Origin of the sequence: Rhodococcus sovatensis (assembly GCF_037327425.1) — a bacterium.
In the GTDB taxonomy this organism is placed as follows: Bacteria; Actinomycetota; Actinomycetes; order Mycobacteriales; family Mycobacteriaceae; genus Rhodococcoides; species Rhodococcoides sovatense.
The window spans coordinates 4,276,598-4,295,856 of sequence record NZ_CP147846.1 but is presented as its reverse complement, the minus strand read 5'-3'; the positions used below and the strand labels follow the sequence as shown (position 1 = coordinate 4,295,856).

16 protein-coding genes, 1 tRNA gene and 1 other RNA gene are annotated in these 19,259 nt (G+C 64.3%); 13 read left to right on the top strand and 5 right to left on the bottom strand.

Features of this window, described 5'->3' with window-relative positions; translation table 11 throughout:
• Window positions 1–53 precede the first annotated feature (53 nt).
• Both WDS16_RS20015 and WDS16_RS20010 read left to right on the top strand, forming a co-directional pair.
• Window positions 54–1,451: an MFS transporter gene (locus tag WDS16_RS20015; protein ID WP_338887106.1), complete on the top strand. Its 1,398-nt coding sequence runs from the start codon at window positions 54–56 to the stop codon at window positions 1,449–1,451.
• The gene (locus WDS16_RS20010) at window positions 1,448–2,194 is read left to right on the top strand and encodes a 3-hydroxybutyrate dehydrogenase (protein ID WP_338887104.1); all 747 of its coding nucleotides are present in this window, start codon (window positions 1,448–1,450) and stop codon (window positions 2,192–2,194) included. Before WDS16_RS20015 ends, WDS16_RS20010 begins: the two co-directional genes overlap by 4 nt.
• An 81-nt stretch (window positions 2,195–2,275) precedes the next feature.
• Here the strand turns inward: WDS16_RS20010 and WDS16_RS20005 are convergent, their stop codons facing one another.
• Together WDS16_RS20005 and WDS16_RS20000 are read right to left on the bottom strand one after the other, a co-directional pair.
• Window positions 2,276–2,833, bottom strand: coding sequence for a TIGR03086 family metal-binding protein (locus WDS16_RS20005; RefSeq protein WP_338887102.1), 558 nt, complete (start codon window positions 2,831–2,833; stop codon window positions 2,276–2,278).
• A gap of 74 nt (window positions 2,834–2,907) precedes the next feature.
• Window positions 2,908–2,995 (bottom strand) — tRNA-Ser (locus WDS16_RS20000).
• Window positions 2,996–3,156: 161 nt separating this feature from the next.
• Between WDS16_RS20000 and ffs the strand changes: the two genes are divergently transcribed.
• An RNA gene (gene ffs / locus WDS16_RS19995) (signal recognition particle sRNA small type) lies at window positions 3,157–3,251 on the top strand.
• 52 nt (window positions 3,252–3,303) lie between these two features.
• Entirely contained in the window at window positions 3,304–4,590 is a 1,287-nt protein-coding gene (locus tag WDS16_RS19990; protein ID WP_338887100.1) for an aminotransferase class I/II-fold pyridoxal phosphate-dependent enzyme, read from the top strand.
• A 58-nt stretch (window positions 4,591–4,648) separates the two neighbouring features.
• Here the strand turns inward: WDS16_RS19990 and WDS16_RS19985 are convergent, their stop codons facing one another.
• Entirely contained in the window at window positions 4,649–6,169 is a 1,521-nt protein-coding gene (locus tag WDS16_RS19985; RefSeq protein ID WP_338887098.1) for an MFS transporter, read from the bottom strand.
• Between the two features lie 128 nt (window positions 6,170–6,297).
• Between WDS16_RS19985 and WDS16_RS19980 the strand changes: the two genes are divergently transcribed.
• Both WDS16_RS19980 and WDS16_RS19975 read left to right on the top strand, forming a co-directional pair.
• Window positions 6,298–6,942 carry a TetR/AcrR family transcriptional regulator gene (locus WDS16_RS19980; protein ID WP_338893546.1) on the top strand — a complete coding sequence of 215 codons (645 nt, stop codon included), beginning with the start codon at window positions 6,298–6,300 and terminating at the stop codon, window positions 6,940–6,942.
• Between the two features lie 163 nt (window positions 6,943–7,105).
• Entirely contained in the window at window positions 7,106–8,398 is a 1,293-nt protein-coding gene (locus tag WDS16_RS19975) for a lipase family protein (protein ID WP_338887097.1), read from the top strand.
• A gap of 17 nt (window positions 8,399–8,415) precedes the next feature.
• Here the strand turns inward: WDS16_RS19975 and WDS16_RS19970 are convergent, their stop codons facing one another.
• Window positions 8,416–8,745 carry a YnfA family protein gene (locus WDS16_RS19970; RefSeq protein WP_338887095.1) on the bottom strand — a complete coding sequence of 110 codons (330 nt, stop codon included), beginning with the start codon at window positions 8,743–8,745 and terminating at the stop codon, window positions 8,416–8,418.
• Window positions 8,746–8,894: 149 nt separating this feature from the next.
• On the opposite strand from WDS16_RS19970, the gene phoU reads away from it, so the two are divergent.
• From phoU to WDS16_RS19945, 5 genes are read left to right on the top strand one after another with little or no spacing between them, the layout of a single operon-like run.
• On the top strand, window positions 8,895–9,548 hold the full coding sequence (gene phoU, locus WDS16_RS19965) for a phosphate signaling complex protein PhoU (protein WP_338893545.1): 654 nt from the start codon (window positions 8,895–8,897) through the stop codon (window positions 9,546–9,548).
• 37 nt (window positions 9,549–9,585) lie between these two features.
• Window positions 9,586–10,389, top strand: a complete 804-nt coding sequence (locus WDS16_RS19960) for a transglutaminase family protein (protein WP_338887094.1) — start codon at window positions 9,586–9,588, stop codon at window positions 10,387–10,389.
• Between the two features lie 27 nt (window positions 10,390–10,416).
• Window positions 10,417–10,992: an HhH-GPD-type base excision DNA repair protein gene (locus WDS16_RS19955; protein WP_338887093.1), complete on the top strand. Its 576-nt coding sequence runs from the start codon at window positions 10,417–10,419 to the stop codon at window positions 10,990–10,992.
• A complete protein-coding gene (locus tag WDS16_RS19950; protein WP_338887092.1) occupies window positions 10,989–12,911 on the top strand; it encodes a helicase-associated domain-containing protein in 1,923 nt (640 codons plus the stop codon). The genes WDS16_RS19955 and WDS16_RS19950 overlap by 4 nt, the downstream gene beginning before the upstream one ends.
• Before the next feature lie 60 nt (window positions 12,912–12,971).
• Complete coding sequence (locus WDS16_RS19945) at window positions 12,972–15,251, top strand: DNA polymerase III subunit gamma and tau (protein WP_338887091.1); 2,280 nt, start codon at window positions 12,972–12,974, stop codon at window positions 15,249–15,251.
• Between the two features lie 113 nt (window positions 15,252–15,364).
• On the opposite strand, the gene WDS16_RS19940 is transcribed toward WDS16_RS19945, so the two are convergent.
• Window positions 15,365–15,598 (bottom strand): hypothetical protein, encoded by a 234-nt coding sequence (locus WDS16_RS19940; protein WP_338887090.1) that lies wholly within the window; start codon window positions 15,596–15,598, stop codon window positions 15,365–15,367.
• Window positions 15,599–15,828: 230 nt separating this feature from the next.
• Here WDS16_RS19940 and WDS16_RS19935 point away from each other — a divergent pair, with 230 nt between their 5' ends.
• Both WDS16_RS19935 and WDS16_RS19930 read left to right on the top strand, forming a co-directional pair.
• Window positions 15,829–17,040: an acetyl-CoA C-acetyltransferase gene (locus tag WDS16_RS19935; RefSeq protein ID WP_338887089.1), complete on the top strand. Its 1,212-nt coding sequence runs from the start codon at window positions 15,829–15,831 to the stop codon at window positions 17,038–17,040.
• 10 nt (window positions 17,041–17,050) lie between these two features.
• On the top strand, window positions 17,051–19,189 hold the full coding sequence (locus tag WDS16_RS19930; RefSeq protein ID WP_338887088.1) for a 3-hydroxyacyl-CoA dehydrogenase NAD-binding domain-containing protein: 2,139 nt from the start codon (window positions 17,051–17,053) through the stop codon (window positions 19,187–19,189).
• The last annotated feature ends 70 nt before the right edge of the window (window positions 19,190–19,259 follow it).

Genomic DNA, 19,259 nt, shown 5'->3' with positions numbered 1-19,259 from the left:
GTGCGGTCTGTCACAACAACGAACCTGAAGTGCCGAGTAACACAGGAGAATCAATGAGCGTCGATCAGCCGCTGGCAGGACGGTCCGAACCGGACCCCGATGCGACACCCTCAGGCCTCAAGAAGGTCGTCGGTGCCTCGATGGCAGGCACCATCGTCGAGTGGTACGAGTTCTTTCTCTACGGAACCGCCGCGACACTGGTGTTCTCCAAGATCTTCTTCGCCGCCGGAACAAGCGAGCTCGACGCCATCCTGGCCGCATTCGTCACCTACGCCGTCGGCTTCGTCGCACGACCGTTGGGCGGCATCGTATTCGGTCACTACGGTGACAAGTACGGTCGAAAGAAGTTGCTGCAGTTCAGTCTTGTTCTCGTTGGTGGCGCCACCTTCCTCATGGGCTGTCTGCCGACCTTCGAGGCAATCGGCTACTGGGCACCCGCCCTGCTGGTGACCCTGCGGTTCATTCAGGGATTCGCCGTCGGTGGCGAATGGGGAGGCGCGGTTCTCCTTGTCGCAGAACACAGTCCGAACAAGAGTCGAGGCTTCTGGGCCAGCTGGCCGCAGGCCGGCGTCCCCGCAGGCAACCTGTTGGCGACCGTCGCGTTGTTGGTCTTGACGATAACCCTGTCCGACGAGGCCTTCCTGAGCTGGGGTTGGCGCGTCGCGTTCTGGATGTCCGCGGTCATCGTGTTCGTCGGCTACTACATCCGCACCAAGGTCTCCGACGCCCCGATCTTCCTCGAGGCGCACAAGCAGGCCGAGGTCATCAAGGCAGCGTCGTACGGTGTGTTCGAGGTCGTCAAGCGCTACCCGCGTGGCGTCTTCACGGCCATGGGGCTGCGTTTCGGTGAGAACGTCATGTACTACCTCGTCGTCACCTTCTCTATCACGTACCTGAAGGTGGAGGTCGGCACCGACACCTCGACCATCCTGTGGTGGATGCTCATCGCCCACGCTATCCACTTCTGCGCAATTCCGATGGTGGGCAGGCTTGCCGACCGTGTCGGTCGTCGTCCGGTGTACTTCGTCGGTGCCGTCACGGCAGCAACGTGGGGCTTCTTCGCGTTCCCGATGATGAACAGCGGCCACAACGTCGTGATCATGCTGGCCATCATCATCGGCCTGCTGTTCCATGCCTTCATGTACGCCACTCAGCCGGCGATCATGGCAGAGATGTTCCCGACGCGCATGCGGTATTCCGGTGTGTCCCTTGGCTATCAGGTCACCTCGATCGTCGCCGGTTCGCTCGCTCCGATCATCGCGGTGAAGCTGCTCGACATCTACGGATCGTCGGTTCCGATCGCCTGGTACCTCGCAGGCGCCTGCTCCATCACCGTGGTTGCAGTCGTCATCGCCCGTGAGACGAAGGGATTGGCGCTCGAAAGCATCGACATCGCCGACGCCAAGAACCTCGCCACCGAGGCGGAACTGGCGAAGGCCGGCCTGAAGTGACCGATCTGGCGGGGCGCTCCGCGCTCGTGACGGGCGGGGCGTCGGGAATCGGTGCCGCATGCGCCCGCCAGTTGGCTTCTCGCGGCGCGAAGGTCACGATCGCCGACGTCGACGAGGTGGCGGCCAAGGAGTTGGCATCGGAATTGCGCGGTGACGCTTGGGCAGTGGATCTACTCGACGTCTCGGCGTTGGAGGACGTGACGCTCGATGTCGATATCCTGGTCAACAACGCAGGAATTCAGACCGTCGCTCCGATAGTCGATTTCGAGCCGGCTGCGTTTCGTCGGATTCAGACGCTGATGGTGGAGGCCCCGTTCCTGTTGATTCGCGCGACTTTGCCGGGGATGTACGCCCGCGGGTTCGGCAGGGTCATCAATCTGTCGTCCGTGCACGGTCTTCGAGCATCTGAGTACAAGGTTGCGTACGTGACCGCGAAACATGCCCTCGAAGGTCTGTCGAAGGTGACTGCTCTCGAAGGTGGCAAGTACGGCGTGACCAGCAACTGCGTCAACCCCGGCTATGTGCGAACGCCGTTGGTGGAGAAGCAGATCAAGGATCAAGCGGCGGCCCACGGGATCGGCGAGGATGAGGTGCTCGAGAAGGTCATGCTTACCGAGAGTGCGATCAAGCGACTCGTCGAGCCCGAGGAAGTCGGATCGCTCGTCGGGTGGTTGGCCTCCGCTGACGCAGGCATGGTCACGGGTGCGTCCTACACGATGGACGGCGGCTGGTCCGCGCGGTAAGTGCAGCGAGACGAGAATTGCGCACGCACGGGCAGGTCGAGCCCGTGCGTGCGCTTTTCGTCCGGCGGTGATGCAGCAGGGTCAGACCGTTCGACCCAACTGGGCCAGGACCTTCGTCTGCCGGTCGGCGTCGGCCGGGACCTCCGCCGCGGGTCCGCAGACCCCGTCCATCCGGATGTTGTCGCCCATCTCGGCGATGAATGCCTCGACGAAATCGAGGTCGTCGTCGGCAATGGTGTCGTCCAACCCAGCCGGGTGGGCGATGTCCCAGGCATGCACGATCAGGTCGAGGCTGTAGAACGACCGAATCGACGATGCCAAGTCGGTGCGTCCGAAATGCCCGTCGTATTCCAGATTTGCTCGGGCCGGATCGTCGAGAATGTCCTGCATCGCGTCCCGGGTATGCGCCCACGCGGCGACCGGGTCTTCATCGACGGTGGGACCGTCGGGGATGGTCAGCCCGACGGGTGCCAGAGCGCCGCGTTGGGTGTCGAGGATGTGGCGCACGACGTCACGGAGGCTCCATCCGTCGCAGGTCGAGGCGATGTCCCACCTGTCCGAGGGCACAGCGTCGATCCGCATCGTGAGTGTGGCAGCGAGCCTGCGGTAGCGGTCGGCGGTGGATTCTTCGGAAGTCATGCCGCCGATTCTCCCGCACTGCGGCGAATCGAACACGAAAAAGCCCCCGCGACGTATCGCAGGGGCTTTCCCGTTGGCGGAGGATAGGGGATTTGAACCCCTGAGGGCGTTAACCCAACCCGCGTTCCAGGCGAGCGCCATAGGCCACTAGGCGAATCCTCCGTGGGGAAGCATACCGGGTCACCCCCTCCATCTCCCAAACGGGCCGCTCTGTGATCGCTTGAACGGCACATTCATACGATCTGACAGCTTCCGGGGACCTTTCGAGCGGCGGGACCGAGGGGCACCGACCCGTCGGTGTCGCGGGTACGGCTACACTCTTCAATGGATCCCGCGCGGCGCGCATCCTGTGAACTCCCCCAGGGCCGGAAGGCAGCAAGGGTCAATGGGCTCTGCCGGGTGCGCGGGGTCCCCTTTATTTTGTGGGATCAACAATTGTCGAGGGACCAGACACCGAGAGGCCGCTCCGCATGCCAGCGCAAACCCAGTTGGGTCTGATGAACCATGAGGAGCTCGCCTCAGAGCACGAGCGCCAGTCTGTGACGTACGAGCAGCTGAAGGCCGCGAATCTGGCTCTCGACCTCACCCGTGGAAAGCCGTCGCCCGAGCAGCTCGATCTCGCTGCTGGCCTGCTGACGCTCCCCGGTGAGGACTTTCGCGACGGTAATGGCACGGACTGCCGCAACTACGGTGGTTTGGGCGGTCTTTCCGAGCTGCGCGCAATTTTCGGTGAGTTGCTGAACATCCCGGTCAAGAATCTGTTGGCAGGCAACAATGCGAGCCTCGAGATCATGCACGACCTCGTCGTATGGGCGTTGCTGCATGGATTGCCGGACTCGCCCCGCCCCTGGTCGGCCGAGCCGAACATTCGGTTCCTGTGCCCAGCCCCCGGATACGATCGACATTTCGCGATCACCGAGAGCTTCGGCATCGACATGATCTCTATTCCAATGTTGCCCGACGGCCCGGACATCGCCGAGATCACCAGGTTGGTTGCTGCGGATCCGCAGATCAAGGGAATGTGGGCGGTCCCGAACTACTCGAATCCGACCGGGGCTGTGTACTCCGAGGAAATCGTTCGGACGCTGGCGACCATGCCTACCGCGGCTCCGGACTTCCGTCTCTTCTGGGACAACGCGTACGCCGTGCACCCCATCGCAGAAGAGTTCGCCCCGTCGTACGACGTGCTGGGCTGGGCCGCCGATGCGGGGAACGCCAACCGGCCGTTCGTGCTCGCATCGACGTCGAAGATCACCTTCGCCGGTGCCGGCGTCAGCTTCTTCGGTAGCTCGGACGAGAACCTGGCGTGGTACCAGATGCACCTCGGCAAGAAGAGTATCGGACCCGACAAGCTCAATCAGCTTCGCCACCTGCGGTTCTTCGGTGATGCCGAGGGTGTGCGTGCCCACATGAAGAAGCATCGCGACATCCTGGCGCCCAAGTTCGCGTTGGTTCAGCAGATTCTCGACGACCGACTCGGCGCGTCCAAGATCGCATCGTGGACCGAGCCGAAGGGCGGCTACTTCATCTCGCTCGACGTGCTGGACGGAACGGCGGCTCGGTCGATCGAACTGGCGAAGAACGCCGGCATCGCGTTGACGGGCGCAGGGTCTGCGTTCCCGTACAAGAAGGACCCGCTCGACCGGAACATCCGCCTCGCCCCGAGCTTCCCCTCGCTCGACGAGCTGGAGAAGTCGATGAACGGCGTCGCGACCTGCGTTCTGCTGGCCGCGACGGAAAAGCTGCTCCGCAGCTAGTGGCGCGGTTGAGCGCACGGGAGTGCACTTAACCGCGCCACTGGGCGCGGAGCGCCCTCTAGTGCCCGACTACTACCGCACCTTCCGGTGCTGCTGGTAGCAAGCCCGGCTTGACGACGATCGCCGAGATGGCTGCACCCAACAGGAAGATTCCCGTTGCCCACCAGAAGGTCGTGGTGTAGCTGGCGACCTCGGCGTGGGCGGCAAGGGCCTGGGCGCTCGCTGCAGTCGCCATGTTGTCAGTGACGTAGCTCGTCGCAGCAGTTGCCGCAATGGTGCTCAGCAACGCGGTGCCGATCGATCCGCCGATCTGCTGCATCGTGTTGACTGTCGCCGAGGCCACCCCGGAATCGTCGGGGTCGACACCCGAGATCGCGCCCTGCATTGCCGGCGCCATCGTCGCGCCGAGCCCGAGGCCCATGATGATCAGGCCGGGCAGGATGTGCGTCGAATAGCTGGAATCGACGTCGATCTGCGTGAGCAATCCCATGCCGAGTGCCGCGATGAGCAGGCCACCGGTCATCAGGATTCGCGGTCCGAAACGTGGCAGCACGATCGCTGTCGACAGCGTTGCGGTGACGATCAGTGCGCCGATCATCGGCATGAACGCGAAGCCGGTGCTGATCGGAGTGAATCCGAGCGTGTTCTGCAGGTAGTACGTCAGGAACAGGAACACGGCGAACATGCCGGCGCCGGTGATGAATACGGCGAGGAAGGATCCGGCGCGAGTGCGATCGAGGATGATCCGCAGCGGAAGCAATGGATGTTCCACGCGCTGCTGAATTCCGAAGAACACTGCGAGCAATGCGGCGCCGACCACGAGGAATGCGATGGTGACGGTGTCACCCCAACCGTCGGACTCGGCGTGGGCGAAGCCGTAGACGATGGCGAACAGTGCTGCCGAGACGGTCACCGTGCCGGGTATGTCCAAGCGCGGACGCACGTCGACCTCGTGCTTCGCCAGCAGGATGAACCCGGCGACGAATGCGAAAGCTGCGAAGAACAGGTTGACGTAGAGACTCCAGCGCCAGGTGGCCCACTCGGTGAGGATTCCCCCCAGCAGAAGACCGAGTGCGCCGCCTCCACCGGCGATCGCACCGAAGATGCCGAATGCCTTCGCACGTTCCTTGGGGTCGGTGAACGTGGTTGCGAGCAGGGACAGGGCCGCCGGTGCCAGCAGCGCGCCGAACACGCCTTGACCTGCGCGTGCAGCGACGAGCATGCCGAAGTTGACTGCTGCCCCGCCGACTGCGGACATCACGGCGAAGCCGACAAGGCCCACGAGGAAGGTGTTGCGACGACCGAATAGGTCGCTGAGCCGGCCGCCGAGCAAGAGGAGGCTGCCGAAGGCGAGCGCGTAGGCGGTGACGACCCAGGAGCGGTTGCTGTTGTCGAAGCCGAGGTCGAGCTGTGCGGCGGGGAGTGCGATATTCACGACGGTGGCGTCGAGCACCACCATGAGCTGGGCGAGACCTAGCGTGGCCAGGATCAACCAACGATTTCGGTGGGATTTGGCTTCGGTGGTTTCCCCCGTTGCCAGTTCTGACGACGTGGTGTCGTCGGGTGACAATGCGGTCATGGTGTTCCTTCGATCGGCTATGCGGAGGTGTATCCTCCGGATAGAACGAAGGTAGCAGTTAAGTGGAGGTATGTCCTCCGCTTATCGGGTGAAACGGACACGCATTGACTGTGAAAGACGACACATGCATCAAGAAGCCACTGCGGGCCGACGCCGAACGCAATCGCAGACGCATTGTCGATGCGGCGCGTGAGCTGTTCGCCTCTCGCGGGATCGACATCACTCTCGACGACGTCGCGGCTCATGCGAAGGTCGGCGTCGGGACGGTGTATCGGCGGTTCTCCTGCAAGGAAGAACTGATCGACGGAGTGTTCGAGCAACGCCTCGAGGACATGCTGGCGTGTGCAGAAGAATCGTTGCTGGTCGAGGACCCCTGGGATGGTCTGGTCACGTTCCTCGCGAGGCTGTTCGAAGCGATATCGGCAGACAAGGGCCTCGGTGACGTCGTGCTGGGTACCGACGAGGGCTGCAATGGGATCGCCAAGATGCGTGAGCGGATCGAGCCGTTCGTCGAACGAATCGTCGTTCGTGCGAAAGATTCGGGTCGTCTACGAGCTGATGTCGAGGTCAACGATCTTTTCCCGCTGATCGGGATGGTCAGCGCCGCGTCCGAGTTCATGGGCTGCGTGGAGCCGGCGAACTGGAAGCGCTACTTCGCGATCGTCATGGATGGCCTGCGTGCCGATTCGGGCATGTCCACGCTGCCCGGCCGTGCGCTGACGACGGACGAGATCACCACAGCGAAGGCCGAGATGCATCGTCGACGTCGGTGAATTGGGGAATGTCCTGGCCGATCGCGACGAAATCGTATGATCCACCCAACCCGGTCTATTGATATGTGGGCATCATCACGTATGGTCCGTTTCGAAGTCTTACTACCGCTCGGTAAGGAGCGGTCGGACGTACGGGGGGGTCTCACGCATGCGGGTGTCACGGATGTTCAGTTCGGCAATCGGTGCCGCGATAGTGGTATCGGCGGTGATGACGCCACTCGCAACGGCGCAGCCGCCTTCCGGGTCGTCGACGGGCTCGACTGGGGAGTCCGACTTCTACACGCCACCGAGTCCGTTGCCTGCGGCCGCGCCGGGTGACGTCCTACGCACAGAGCCGTCGCCGTTGGCGATCTCGGTGCCCGGAATCGGCGGCACACTGCCGGGTGTCGCCACCCGAATCATGTACCGCAGCAACGATTCCAACGATGCGCCGAACGCAGTGACCGGAACGTACATCGATCCCGCCGCGGACTGGACGGGACCTGGGCCGAGGCCGCTCGTCGTACTGGCTCCCGGCACCCAGGGGCAGGGCGATCAGTGCGCGCCGTCGCGAATGCTGAACCGCCTCATCACCTACACGCCTCCGCTGGGATTCATGGTCGAGTACGAGGTTCTTGCCGCGTACTCTCTGCTGTCTCAGGGCTACGGCGTCGTGATCACCGACTACGAGGGACTGGGTACGCCGGGGGCGCACACCTACGTCAACCGTGCGTCCGAAGCGCATGCGGTACTCGATGCCGCCCGGGCTGCACAGAACTTGCCGGGCACCAAGATCTCTGCGGACGGACCCGTCGCGGCCTACGGTTACTCGCAGGGTGGTGGGGCTGCCGCTGCGGCAGCCGAACTGGCCGGTGAGTACGCGCCCGAACTCGACCTCGTCGGCACCTACGCCGGGGCCCCGCCCGCGGACCTGAAGCAGACGCTCGATCAGGTGGACGGAACCATCTTGACCGGCGTCATCGGGTACACCCTCAACGGACTACTGGAATCGGATCCCGGTCTGCGGCCGATCATCGACGCCAATATCAACGACGCGGGCAGGGCGATGCTGAACCAGGTCGCCAATCAGTGTGTCGGCGAGACGATTCTGACCGTGGGACTGCACCGAACCACCGAATACACCACCACGGGCGAACCGATGTCGGTTGTACTGGACCGGTTGCCCGTAGCGCAGGAAATCCTGTCGAAGAACAAGATCGGTGAACGTACCCCGACGGCTCCGGTGCTGATCCAGTCCGGCACGTCCGACGATATCGTTCCGCACGGACAGGCCGTCGAGCTCGGCGGCGCGTGGTGCAGCAAGGGTGCGACGGTTCAGCTCAGTGCCGCGCAGGTTCCGGCGATCGTCCCCGGATCGGGTGCTGGGCACCTCATCCCGGACATTCTCGGTATCGGGGAGGCTCAGAACTGGATCAAGGATCGCTTCTACGGAGTGCCTGCGCCGAGCAACTGCTGATCATGTACGGCCCGCGGTCAGCGCGGGCCGTACATGATCACGGCGACGCCGGCCAGGCAGATCAATGCGCCGGTGGCGTCCCACCGGTCGGGGCGAAAGCCGTCGGCGACCATCGCCCACGCCAGGGAGCCCGCGACGAAGACGCCGCCGTACGCCGCGAGTATGCGACCGAAGTTGGCATCGGGCTGGAGCGTCGCAACGAAGCCGTACATGCCGAGTGCGATCACCCCCGAACCGATCCAAATCCAGCCGCGGTGTTCACGGACGCCCTGCCAGATCAACCACGCCCCGCCGATTTCGAACACAGCAGCTACACCGAACAACAGAATCGATTTGACGACCGTCACGTCAGCAGGTTCCCACAAATCGCCGAAGTGTAGGAAGATGCAGGCGGGGGTACAAAGCCACGTAGATATCTACGGTAAGGATCGGCGGTACATGAGCACTTTCGGCGAACAGCGCTTTGCCGCGCGCGCAGCCACGGGTCGTGGCCGTCGTGCGTGAGTCCTACAACGAGCAACTCGATTCGGTTCGCTCCGACCTGGCCGACATGTGCAGGATGGCCGAGGAGGCGATGGCGTCGGCGACGACGGCACTGCTCACCGCCGACCTGGCCCTGGCCGAGGAGACCATCGACAGCCGCGGCCAGATCGACCTACTCGCGACCGACTGGGAGCACAAGGCATTCTCGGTACTCGCGCTGCAAGCCCCTGTCGCGCTCGACCTGCGCATCATGGTCAGCGGAATCCACATCGTCGCCGACCTCCAGCGAATGGGTGGACTCGCGATCCATATCGCCGAGCTTGCTCGGCGGCGTCACCCCGCTCACGTGCTTCCTTCCGAAGTCGAGGCGGTGTTCGCCGAGATGGGCCGCGTTGCCGTCTCGCAGGCAGAATCGACGCGTGAGGTTCTGCTGACGCGGGATCCGGAACTCGCGGCCAAGCTGCAGACGGCCGATGAGGAGATGGACCAGCTGCATCGCAGTCTCTTCGTGCTGACCTCGGCGCCCGACTGGCCGCACGGGGTTCCCGCTGCAGTCGACATCACCTTGCTCGGCAGGTTCTACGAGCGCTACAGCGATCACACCGTCGAAGTCGCCAAGCGCGTCATCTTCCTCGCCACCGGAGAGTTTCGCTCCGAAGACTCATGATCTGCACGTTCGTCCGACTGATGGCAGGATCGCAAGAATGAAACGTGACGTCTCGGCCTACCTCGACGTGGATGTCACCGAGGCCAGCACACTCGAATTTCAGATCGCGGTAGCACCGCATCCCGGTGCGGACGTGTGGGAAGCGCTGTCGTTCACGCTCGACGGGCAACCGGTGGACGCGCAGGAGATCAGCGGCGCGCACGGTACGCGCATCCACAAGCTACATGCGGGCGTCGGCAAACTCGAGGTGTCCTACTCGGCCACGATCTACGGCAATACCGACCCGGCGCCGGCGTCGGACTACGATCTGTCGCTGTACCTCAGGCCGAGCCGGTACGCCGAGGCCGACAAGTTCTTCGGCTTCGCCGCAACGGAATTCGGATCCTACGAACCGTCGGAGAAGCTTCTCGCCGAGGTGTCGTCCTGGGTCGGTGCTCGGCTGAGCTACGTGCCGGGAAGCAGTGATCCGATCGACGGCGCCGTCGACACCCTCTTGGCCGGTGCCGGTGTGTGCCGCGACTACACCCACCTCGTCGTGGCGCTCCTACGCGCGGTCAACGTTCCGGCTCGGCTCGTGGCGGTGTACGCCCCAGGATGCGATCCGATGGACTTCCACGCAGTCGCAGAAGCCTTCGTCGATGGTCAGTGGCGGGTCGTCGACGCCACCTGCCTCGCACCCCGTTCGACGCTCGTGCGCATCGCAACCGGGCGGGACGCGGCCGACACGGCCTTCCTCGACAACCACGGCGGGTCGATCACGTTGAACAACGCGGTCGTCGGGGCCGTCGTCGATGGCCCGTTGCCGTTCGACGACATCACGCAGTTGGTGTCCATCACCTAGGTCTCTCCTGCGTGAGAAGATTCGGTTATGGCTCCCACACTGCACCTGACCGGTGACGTCGAAGCCGACGCGCTGCTGGCGGAGGACCCGTTCGCGTTGCTCATCGGCATGCTTCTCGATCAGCAGGTCCCGATGGAATCGGCGTTCGCAGGTCCGAAGAAGCTCGTCGACAGGCTCGGTGATCTGAAGGTCGGCACCATCGCGGAGTCTGATCCCGACGAGTTCGCAGCCGTATGTGCCACGACTCCTGCCGTGCATCGGTTCCCGGGGTCGATGGCCAAGCGCATTCAGGGACTCGCGCAGTACCTGGTCGACAACTACGACGGCAAGCCCGACGAGCTCTGGCGTCGGGACGACCCCAACGGTGCCGAAGTGCTGAAGCGCCTGAAAGCGCTTCCCGGATACGGCGATCAGAAGGCACGAATCTTCCTCGCTCTTCTCGGAAAGCAGATGGGTATCACTCCCGAGGGTTGGCGCACGGCGGCAGGCGCATACGGGGACGACGGATCTCGGCGTTCCATCGCTGACGTCGTCGACGAGAAGTCACTCCTCGAAGTGCGTGAGTTCAAAAAGGCCGCCAAGGCTGCGGCGAAGAAGAAGTGACGTCGCAGCGCGAATGGCTGGAGGGTCTCGACGAGGAAGCACTGACCAGTCTGCTCGCCAACCGCATCGACGTGGCGATCTACCCGCCTCCGCGCACATATGCGGCCCTGGCACACCTCCTGCAGACCCCGCCGTCCGTGGCCGCTGCCGTGCGTTCGCTCGACCACGGAGCGCGAACTGTCCTGGCGGCATTCAAGGGCATTCGGACGCGCTCGGAGCTCGCCGTCAGGTTCGACGAAGGCGGCCAGAACACCGCCGAGGACATCGACCGCGCGCTGGCTGCACTCGTCGACCGCGCGCTCGTGTGGCCGAGCGGTGACGGGTACCGGACATCTCAACTCGGGGGCCACGACCTTCGGAACCACGAACTCGGGGGCGTTCCGAGTCTCGCGTGCCCGTGGCCGGGCGAAGCCCCAGATGTCGACCTCGCGGGACAGCAGCGCGCAATCGCACGCTTCTGCGAGACGGCCGACGCAGTGCTCGACGCGGTCGATTCGGGGAGCGTCTCGACGGTGAAGGCGGGCGGCGTCGGTGTCCGCGAAATGCGAACGCTGACCACAACCGTTGACGCAGAAGATAGTTCGGTCGTGGAACTGGTGCTGGAGCTGAGCCGGTCGATGGGACTGCTCCAGCACGGACACGGAGTCGTGCGGAGCACCACAGACTTCCCCGCGTGGAAGGCGTCGAGCCGCGCGGAGAAGCTGGTGTCGATGATCGCCGAGTGGTGGTGCCTGGACGGTTCGCCGACCAATCTCTCTGGCGCCAAGGTGCTGAGCGTGTATCCGAGCAATGCGTCCACTGCGATGCTTCGGCACGCTGTTCTCGCATCCATGCCGCCGAAGGGCGTCGCCGACGACGCAAAGGCGCTTCGCTATTTCGAGTGGCTACTGCCGGGATTCGTCGACGCAGCCGATCCAGGGGACCTCGAGGCGATCTGGCGTGAACTGTCCTGGCTGGGACTGCTGGCGGGGCACGCGCCGACCGAACTGTCGAGCGCGCTCGGCGGTCTCGGGCGTTGCGGAGTGGGCACTGTCGAGACGGTCATCGCTCCGATCGTGGACCGCATCGTCGACGGATCGGAGTGTGTGCTGCGGCTGTTGCCCGATCTCACCGCCGTCGTGACCGGACCGGTAAGCGAGCGCATCTCGAACCTCCTCTCCGGCGCTGCCATCGCCGAGTCGAAGGATGCGGCGTCGACGTGGCGTTTCTCCCCGGAATCGGTCCGACGGTATTTCGACGACGGCGGCACGGCCGAGAACCTGCGTGCCGAACTGTCCGAGGTCGCCGTCACCGACATACCGCAGTCGCTCGACTACTTGATCAAGGATTGCGCGCGTAGACACGGCCAAATGGTCGTCCGTTCCGCGTCGAGTGTCGTCGTGAGCGACGACGAATCGCTGATTCGAGAGATAGCGTCACTGGCGAAGTTGAAGTCACGCATCGTCGCCCCCACGGTCGTTGTGTCGTCACTTCCTGCCCATCTGGTTCTGGACGTTCTCCGTGAAGCCGGGCATGCGCCGACAGTCGAGGGTTCAGCGGCGGAGGTGAAGGTCTCCAGGGCCAAGGCACCCCACACGGCGTCTAGTCCGGTGTTCGTGATTCGGGCGGGCACCCCACCTGCCGTCCTCGCTGCGGCACTGGCGTCGGGAACTGCAGTCGATGTCGACGTCGATCGAGTGGCCGGGTCGATCCGAGCATGGTGTCAGCTGGGGCCGCGTGATGTCGATGCATTGGCCCGTGCGGTCGCCCTCGGAGGCACGGTCCGGGTGAATTTCCTGGATACCAAGCGCGGCACGATCACGAACGAGCTCAGCGACGTCGTACTCGACGCAGGAGTCGTTCACGGATGGTCGACGCAGTCGAACGCACGACGTAGCATCACCCTGACGCGTATCCGAAGGGTGCAGCCCGCGGAATGACCCGGGTCTTGTATCGGGGCATCGGTGCTTGCGTCGGTGTGCGCCGGTACCCTTCCAGGCGTGGCTCTCTACCGGAAGTACCGTCCTGCGACGTTCGCTGATGTCGTCGGTCAGGAGCACGTCACCGAGCCGTTGAGTGTCGCGCTGAACGCCAATCGGATCAACCACGCCTATCTCTTCTCCGGGCCTCGCGGTTGCGGTAAGACCTCCTCGGCACGCATCCTCGCGCGCTCGCTCAACTGCGCCGAAGGTCCGACCTCGACGCCCTGCGGAGTGTGCAACTCCTGCGTCGCCCTCGCACCGGGTGGTCCCGGCAACCTCGACGTCGTAGAGATGGACGCCGCGAGTCACGGTGGCGTCGACGACGCCCGTGATCTTCGGGACAAGGCCGTCTATGCGCCTGCCGAATCGCGTTACGTCATCTTCATCATCGACGAGGCCCACATGGTCACGACGGCAGGCTTCAACGCGCTGCTCAAGGTCGTCGAAGAGCCGCCAGAACACCTCGTCTTCATCTTCGCGACGACGGAACCGGAAAAGGTCCTACCGACCATCCGGTCGCGAACCCACCACTATCCGTTCCGTCTGCTCCCGCCGTCGACGATGCGTGGGTTGCTGGAGAAGATCTGTGCGCAGGAGAACGTCGAGGTCGAGGCCCCGGTCTTTCCGCTGGTCATCCGCGCTGGTGGCGGTTCTCCGCGTGACTCCCTCAGCGTGCTCGACCAACTGCTTGCCGGTGCTGGGCCCGAAGGAGTCACGTACCCGCGTGCGCTGTCGTTGCTCGGCGTCACCGATGTCGCGCTCATCGACGAGGCCGTCGACGCGCTGGCAGTCGGCGACGGCGGCTCGCTGTTCGGAACCATCGACAAGGTCGTCGACGCCGGTCACGATCCACGTCGATTCGCGACGGACCTCCTCGAGAGACTCCGCGATCTCATTCTGATGCGTGCTGTCCCGGACGCGGGCGAGCGTGGCCTCGTCGACGTCCCCGGCGATGTTCTCGAGCGCTTGCGCGAGGAGTCCGAACGTATCGGCTCGGCAACTCTCGCTCGCTACGCCGAGATCATTCACGCAGGTCTCGGTGAGATGAGAGGTGCTACGGCTCCACGTCTGCTCCTCGAAGTGATGTGCGCTCGCATGCTGCTTCCGTCTGCGTCGGACGCGGAATCGGCTGTGCTGCAGCGCCTCGAGCGGCTGGAGCGACGGCTCGACGTCACCCTTCCTGCGGGTGAGCAAGCCGCTGTCGATCACGCAGCTGTGCAGCGTCGACCTGCGGCTGCACCCGTCGAGGAGGTTGCACCGCCCGTCGAGGAGATTGCACCCAAGTTCGTCCGTCCGTCCCAGCGGCCGGCAGCGGATGCGGCTCCTGCTGCTGCGGCTCCCGTTTCTGCGGCTCCCGTTGAGCCGGTGCCTGCTGCTGTCGTGCCTGCTGAGCCTGCGCGTGTGCCCGCGCCTGAGCCGGCGCCTGAACCCGAGCCGGCGCCGGAACCGGTGCCGACGCCGGAACCAGAGCCCGAACCAGAGCCCGTTTCGGAACCACAGCCCGAGCCCGTTTCAGAACCTGAGCCGGCGCCCGCGCCCGAACCTGAGCCAGCGCCCGCGCCCGCGCCCGAACCTGAACCCGCGCCGGAACCGGTGCCTGTGCCGACGCCCGAACCAGAGCCCGTTTCGGAACCACAGCCGGAACCTGAGCCCGAACCTGTTGCCGCTGCATCCAATCAACCCGATGCCGCGGCGGTGCGAGCGGTGTGGTCCGAGGTCAGGGGCAAGGTCCGCGAACGCAGCCGCACCGTCGAGGTCATGCTCTCCGGAGCGTCGGTACGGGCGGTAGACGCAGGATCGATCACGCTCGGTCACGATTCGGCTCCCCTCGCCAAGCGGCTGCAGGAACCGAGGAATGCCGACGTCATCAGTGATGCTCTGCGTGACGTGTTCGGCGTCGACTGGGCCGTGACCTGTGTCGTCGGAGCAGCCGCACCCGTCGACGACGCGCCGGTCTCCAAGGGCGCGCAGGAAGCTCCCAAAGCCCCGCTGACCAAGTTCTCACGCCCGAGCCAGAGCAAGCCGGCGCGGACGACCGATGACGCCTTCGGTTCAGCAGGAGATGGTTCTGGAGGGGGCGGCGGTTCTGCGTACGACGACATTCCTCCGCCCGAAGCCCCGGATTACCCGGACGATCCCGAGCCGGCCGGACCGCCGCCGCCCGAAACCCCGGAGGACGAGGAAGAGCTGCTCAAGGCCGCTGCCGAACCCGCCGACCCATCGGTTCGACGCGATCCGGAGACCGTAGCGATGGAACTGTTGCAGGCGCAGCTGGGGGCGACTCCGCTCAAGGAGTGAGTCTCGCACCCTGAGCGAAGCTAGAACGACTTTTGCAGAGCTAGCACACCTGCTCGGAGGCGAGCGGGTGTGCTAGCTCTGCATAAATGGTGCTAGGTTGCGGGACCCGACCGTCAGGCCGGCTCCAGATGCTCCGGATCCACGAATACGAGCCGTCCGTCGTCGAGCGCGACAGCGTAGCGACGTGCGAGTGCCCAGCTCCGATCGGTGGCTACGGTGACCTGCTCGCCGAAGTCTTCTTTGATCACGCCCGATTCCTTGCTCCATTGATCTCGGGGCAAAGCAGGGTCGGAGCTGTATCGCACCTTGACGTGCGCGCCGACCGTGAACGGTTCCTGGGTCTCCATGGTCATCATCTCCGTAGCTGGCCAATGTTCCCCCACTGGTGATCTTAGTTCTACCCGTGCCGCGATCGCGACAAACGCACGCACCGGTCACGTACTTCGCTCGTTTCGGTCCTTCACCCGGTCATGTAACGCGTTCTAGGCTGAACGCAGCCGAGGTGTATTCCTCGAGTCCTGTGGCGCCTTACGGCGCTGCCGCCGAATGAGAAGTACGTGGAAGGAACGACCGCCCTGTGACTACAGAAGCGTTCATTTACGAAGCCATCAGAACCCCGCGTGGCAAGGGGAAGAATGGTGCACTGCACTCCGTCAAACCGATCTCGCTGGTCACCGGCCTGATCGACGAGCTGCGTCGACGATTCCCCGACCTCGACGAGAACCGGATTTCCGACCTGATCCTCGGCGTCGTCTCGCCGGTGGGCGACCAGGGCGCCGATATCGCGCGCACCGCGGTCCTCGCTGCAAAGATGCCCGACACCGTCGGCGGTTTCCAGCTCAACCGCTTCTGCGCATCCGGCCTCGAAGCCGTCAACCTGGCCGCACAGAAGGTGCGCTCGGGATGGGACGAGGTCGTCATCGCCGGTGGCGTCGAGTCCATGTCGCGCGTCCCGATGGGTAGCGACGGTGGAGCCTGGGCGATGGATCCGGCCACAAACTACGACACGTACTTCGCGCCGCAGGGCATCGGCGCCGATCTCATCGCGACGATCGAGGGGTTCAGCCGCGAAGACGTCGACGCCTATGCCGTGCAGTCGCAGGAACGTGCAGCGGCAGCGTGGACGGGCGGATACTTCGCCAAGTCGGTCGTTCCGGTGACTGACCAGAACGGTCTGCTCATCCTCGATCACGACGAGCACATGCGTCCGGGCAGCACCGTCGAGTCACTCGGCAAGCTCAACCCCGCGTTCACCGGCATCGCTGCGATGGGCGGATTCGACGACGTCGCGCTGCAGAAGTACCACTGGATCGAGAAGATCGATCACGTGCACACCGGTGGCAACAGCTCCGGCATCGTCGACGGCGCGGCACTCGTCCTCGTCGGCAGCGAGCGGGCAGGCAAGGACCTGAACCTCGTACCGCGCGCCCGCATCGTTGCGACCGCGACGAGCGGCGCCGACACGACGATCATGTTGACCGGCCCCACGCCTGCGTCGAAGAAGGTACTCGCGACTGCAGGACTGACCGTCGACGACATCGATCTCTTCGAACTCAACGAGGCGTTCGCATCCGTCGTGCTCCGGTTCCAGAAGGATCTTCAGATCCCGAACGAGAAGCTCAACGTCAACGGCGGCGCAATCGCAATGGGCCACCCGCTCGGCGCCACCGGCGCCATGATCACCGGAACTGTGCTCGACGAGCTCGAGCGCCGCGGCGGCCGATACGCGCTGATCACCCTGTGCATCGGCGGCGGCATGGGCGTTGCCACCATCATCGAGCGAGTCTGAGGAACAACTGATGTCTGAAAACAACATGATCAAGTGGGACCAGGACGCCGACGGCATCGTCGTACTCACGATGGACGACCCGAACCAGGGCGCCAACACGATGAACCAGCTGTACAAGGAATCGATGGGCGCCACCGTCGACCGCCTCGAAGCGGAGCTGGACAGCATCACCGGTGTTGTCCTCACGTCCGCGAAGAAGACCTTCTTCGCCGGCGGAGACCTGAACAACATCCTGGCTACTCGCCCCGAGGACGCACAGCAGGTCTTCGACGAGGTGCAGGCAGTGAAGGCACAGCTGCGTCGCATCGAGAAGCTCGGTAAGCCGGTCGTGTCCGCCATCAACGGCGCAGCACTCGGCGGCGGACTCGAGATCGCCCTCGCGACGCATCACCGCATCGCGGCCGACGTACCGGGCGTGCAGATCGGTCTGCCCGAGGTCTCGCTCGGCCTGCTGCCCGGTGGTGGTGGCGTTGCCCGCATCACGCGACTCCTCGGCATCCAGAACGGCTTCATGACCGTCCTCGCGCAGGGCACCCGATTCCGTCCGGCGAAGGCTCTCGAGGTCGGTCTGATCCACGAATTGGTCGGCAGCATCGAAGAATTGGTGCCCACCGCAAAGGCGTGGATCAAGGCCAACCCGGAGGGTGGCGTCGCACCGTGGGACGTCAAGGGCTACAAGATCCCCGGCGGCACCCCGTCGAACCCGAAGCTCGCGCAGGTCTTGCCGGCGTTCCCGTCGAACCTGCGCAAGCAGATCAAGGGCGCACCGATGCCGGCTCCGCGCGCGATTCTCGCTGCGGCAGTCGAAGGTGCACAGGTCGACTTCGACAATGCGTGCACCATCGAGTCGCGTTACTTCACCGAGTTGGTCACCGGCCAGGTGTCGAAGAACATGATTCAGGCGTTCTTCTTCGATCTGCAGGCCATCAACGCGGGCAAGTCGCGTCCGGACGGCATCGAGAAGACGACGTTCACCAAGGTCGCAGTTCTCGGCGCAGGAATGATGGGCGCCGGCATCGCGTACGTGTGCGCGAAGGCAGGAATCGAGGTCGTCCTCAAGGACGTGGCGCTCGAGTCTGCGCAGAAGGGTAAAGCGTATTCGGAGGCCATCGAGGCCAAGGCTCTCTCGCGTGGCAAGACCACCCAGGAGAAGTCCGACGCTCTGCTCGCGCGGATTCACCCCACCGCCGACGCCAAAGACGTCGAAGGCGCAGACCTCGTCATCGAGGCAGTGTTCGAGTCCGAGGAGCTCAAGCAGAAGGTCTTCCAGGAGATCGAGGATCTCGTCGATCCGACTGCGCTGCTCGGGTCCAACACCTCGACGCTGCCCATCACGAGTCTGGCTCAGGGTGTGAAGCGTCAGGAAGATTTCATCGGGATCCACTTCTTCTCGCCCGTCGACAAGATGCCGCTCGTGGAGATCATCCGCGGCGACAAGACGTCGGACGCTGCGTTGGCGAAGGCATTCGACCTGGTGCAGATCATCAAGAAGACTCCGATCGTCGTCAACGACAGTCGCGGCTTCTTCACCTCTCGCGTCATCGGCACCTTCATCAACGAGGCTATTGCGATGCTCGGTGAGGGCGTCGAGCCGGCGTCCATCGAGCAGGCAGGTCTGCAGGCCGGATACCCGGCAGCTCCGCTGCAGCTGTCCGACGAGCTGACGCTCAACTTGATGCAGAAGATCCGCAAGGAGACCTACGACGCGCTCGTTGCCGCGGGTCAGACCCCTCCCGAGGATCCGGCGGGTGCCGTCATCGACAAGATGGTCGACGAGTTCGAGCGTCCTTCGAAGGCCAAGGGCGCGGGCTTCTACGAGTACGCAGACGGCAAGCGCACCGGCCTGTGGCCGGGACTGCGCGATGCATTCAAGTCGGGTTCGGCGGACGTTCCGTTCGAAGACCTCATCGAGCGGATGCTGTTCATCGAGGCAATCGAGACCCAGAAGTGCTTCGACGAGGGTGTGCTGAACACCACGGCCGACGCCAACATCGGCTCGATCTTCGGCATCGGATTCCCAGCCTGGACCGGCGGCGTGCACCAGTACGTTGTCGGCTACAAGGGCGGCCAGGCCGGGTTCGTCAAGCGTGCCGACGAGCTAGCAGCGAAGTACGGCGAGCGTTTCACCGCGCCGGATTCCTTGCGCTGAATGCACGTTAGGTAGGGGCGCTCCGCGCCCAGTGGCATGGTTGAGTGCACTCCAATGCACTTAACCGTGC

Bases quoted from the DNA above. Each gene is read 5' to 3' on its own strand.
- WDS16_RS19985 (WP_338887098.1), bottom strand. From the start codon at position 6,169: ATGACCGCATTGTCACCCGACGACACCACGTCGTCAGAACTGGCAACG.
- WDS16_RS19940 (WP_338887090.1), bottom strand. From the start codon at position 15,598: ATGGAGACCCAGGAACCGTTCACGGTCGGCGCGCACGTCAAGGTGCGA.
- WDS16_RS19975 (WP_338887097.1), top strand. From the start codon at position 7,106: ATGTTCAGTTCGGCAATCGGTGCCGCGATAGTGGTATCGGCGGTGATG.
- WDS16_RS20005 (WP_338887102.1), bottom strand. From the start codon at position 2,833: ATGACTTCCGAAGAATCCACCGCCGACCGCTACCGCAGGCTCGCTGCC.
- WDS16_RS19955 (WP_338887093.1), top strand. From the start codon at position 10,417: ATGGCTCCCACACTGCACCTGACCGGTGACGTCGAAGCCGACGCGCTG.
- WDS16_RS19990 (WP_338887100.1), top strand. From the start codon at position 3,304: ATGCCAGCGCAAACCCAGTTGGGTCTGATGAACCATGAGGAGCTCGCC.
- WDS16_RS19960 (WP_338887094.1), top strand. From the start codon at position 9,586: ATGAAACGTGACGTCTCGGCCTACCTCGACGTGGATGTCACCGAGGCC.
- WDS16_RS20015 (WP_338887106.1), top strand. From the start codon at position 54: ATGAGCGTCGATCAGCCGCTGGCAGGACGGTCCGAACCGGACCCCGAT.
- WDS16_RS19930 (WP_338887088.1), top strand. From the start codon at position 17,051: ATGTCTGAAAACAACATGATCAAGTGGGACCAGGACGCCGACGGCATC.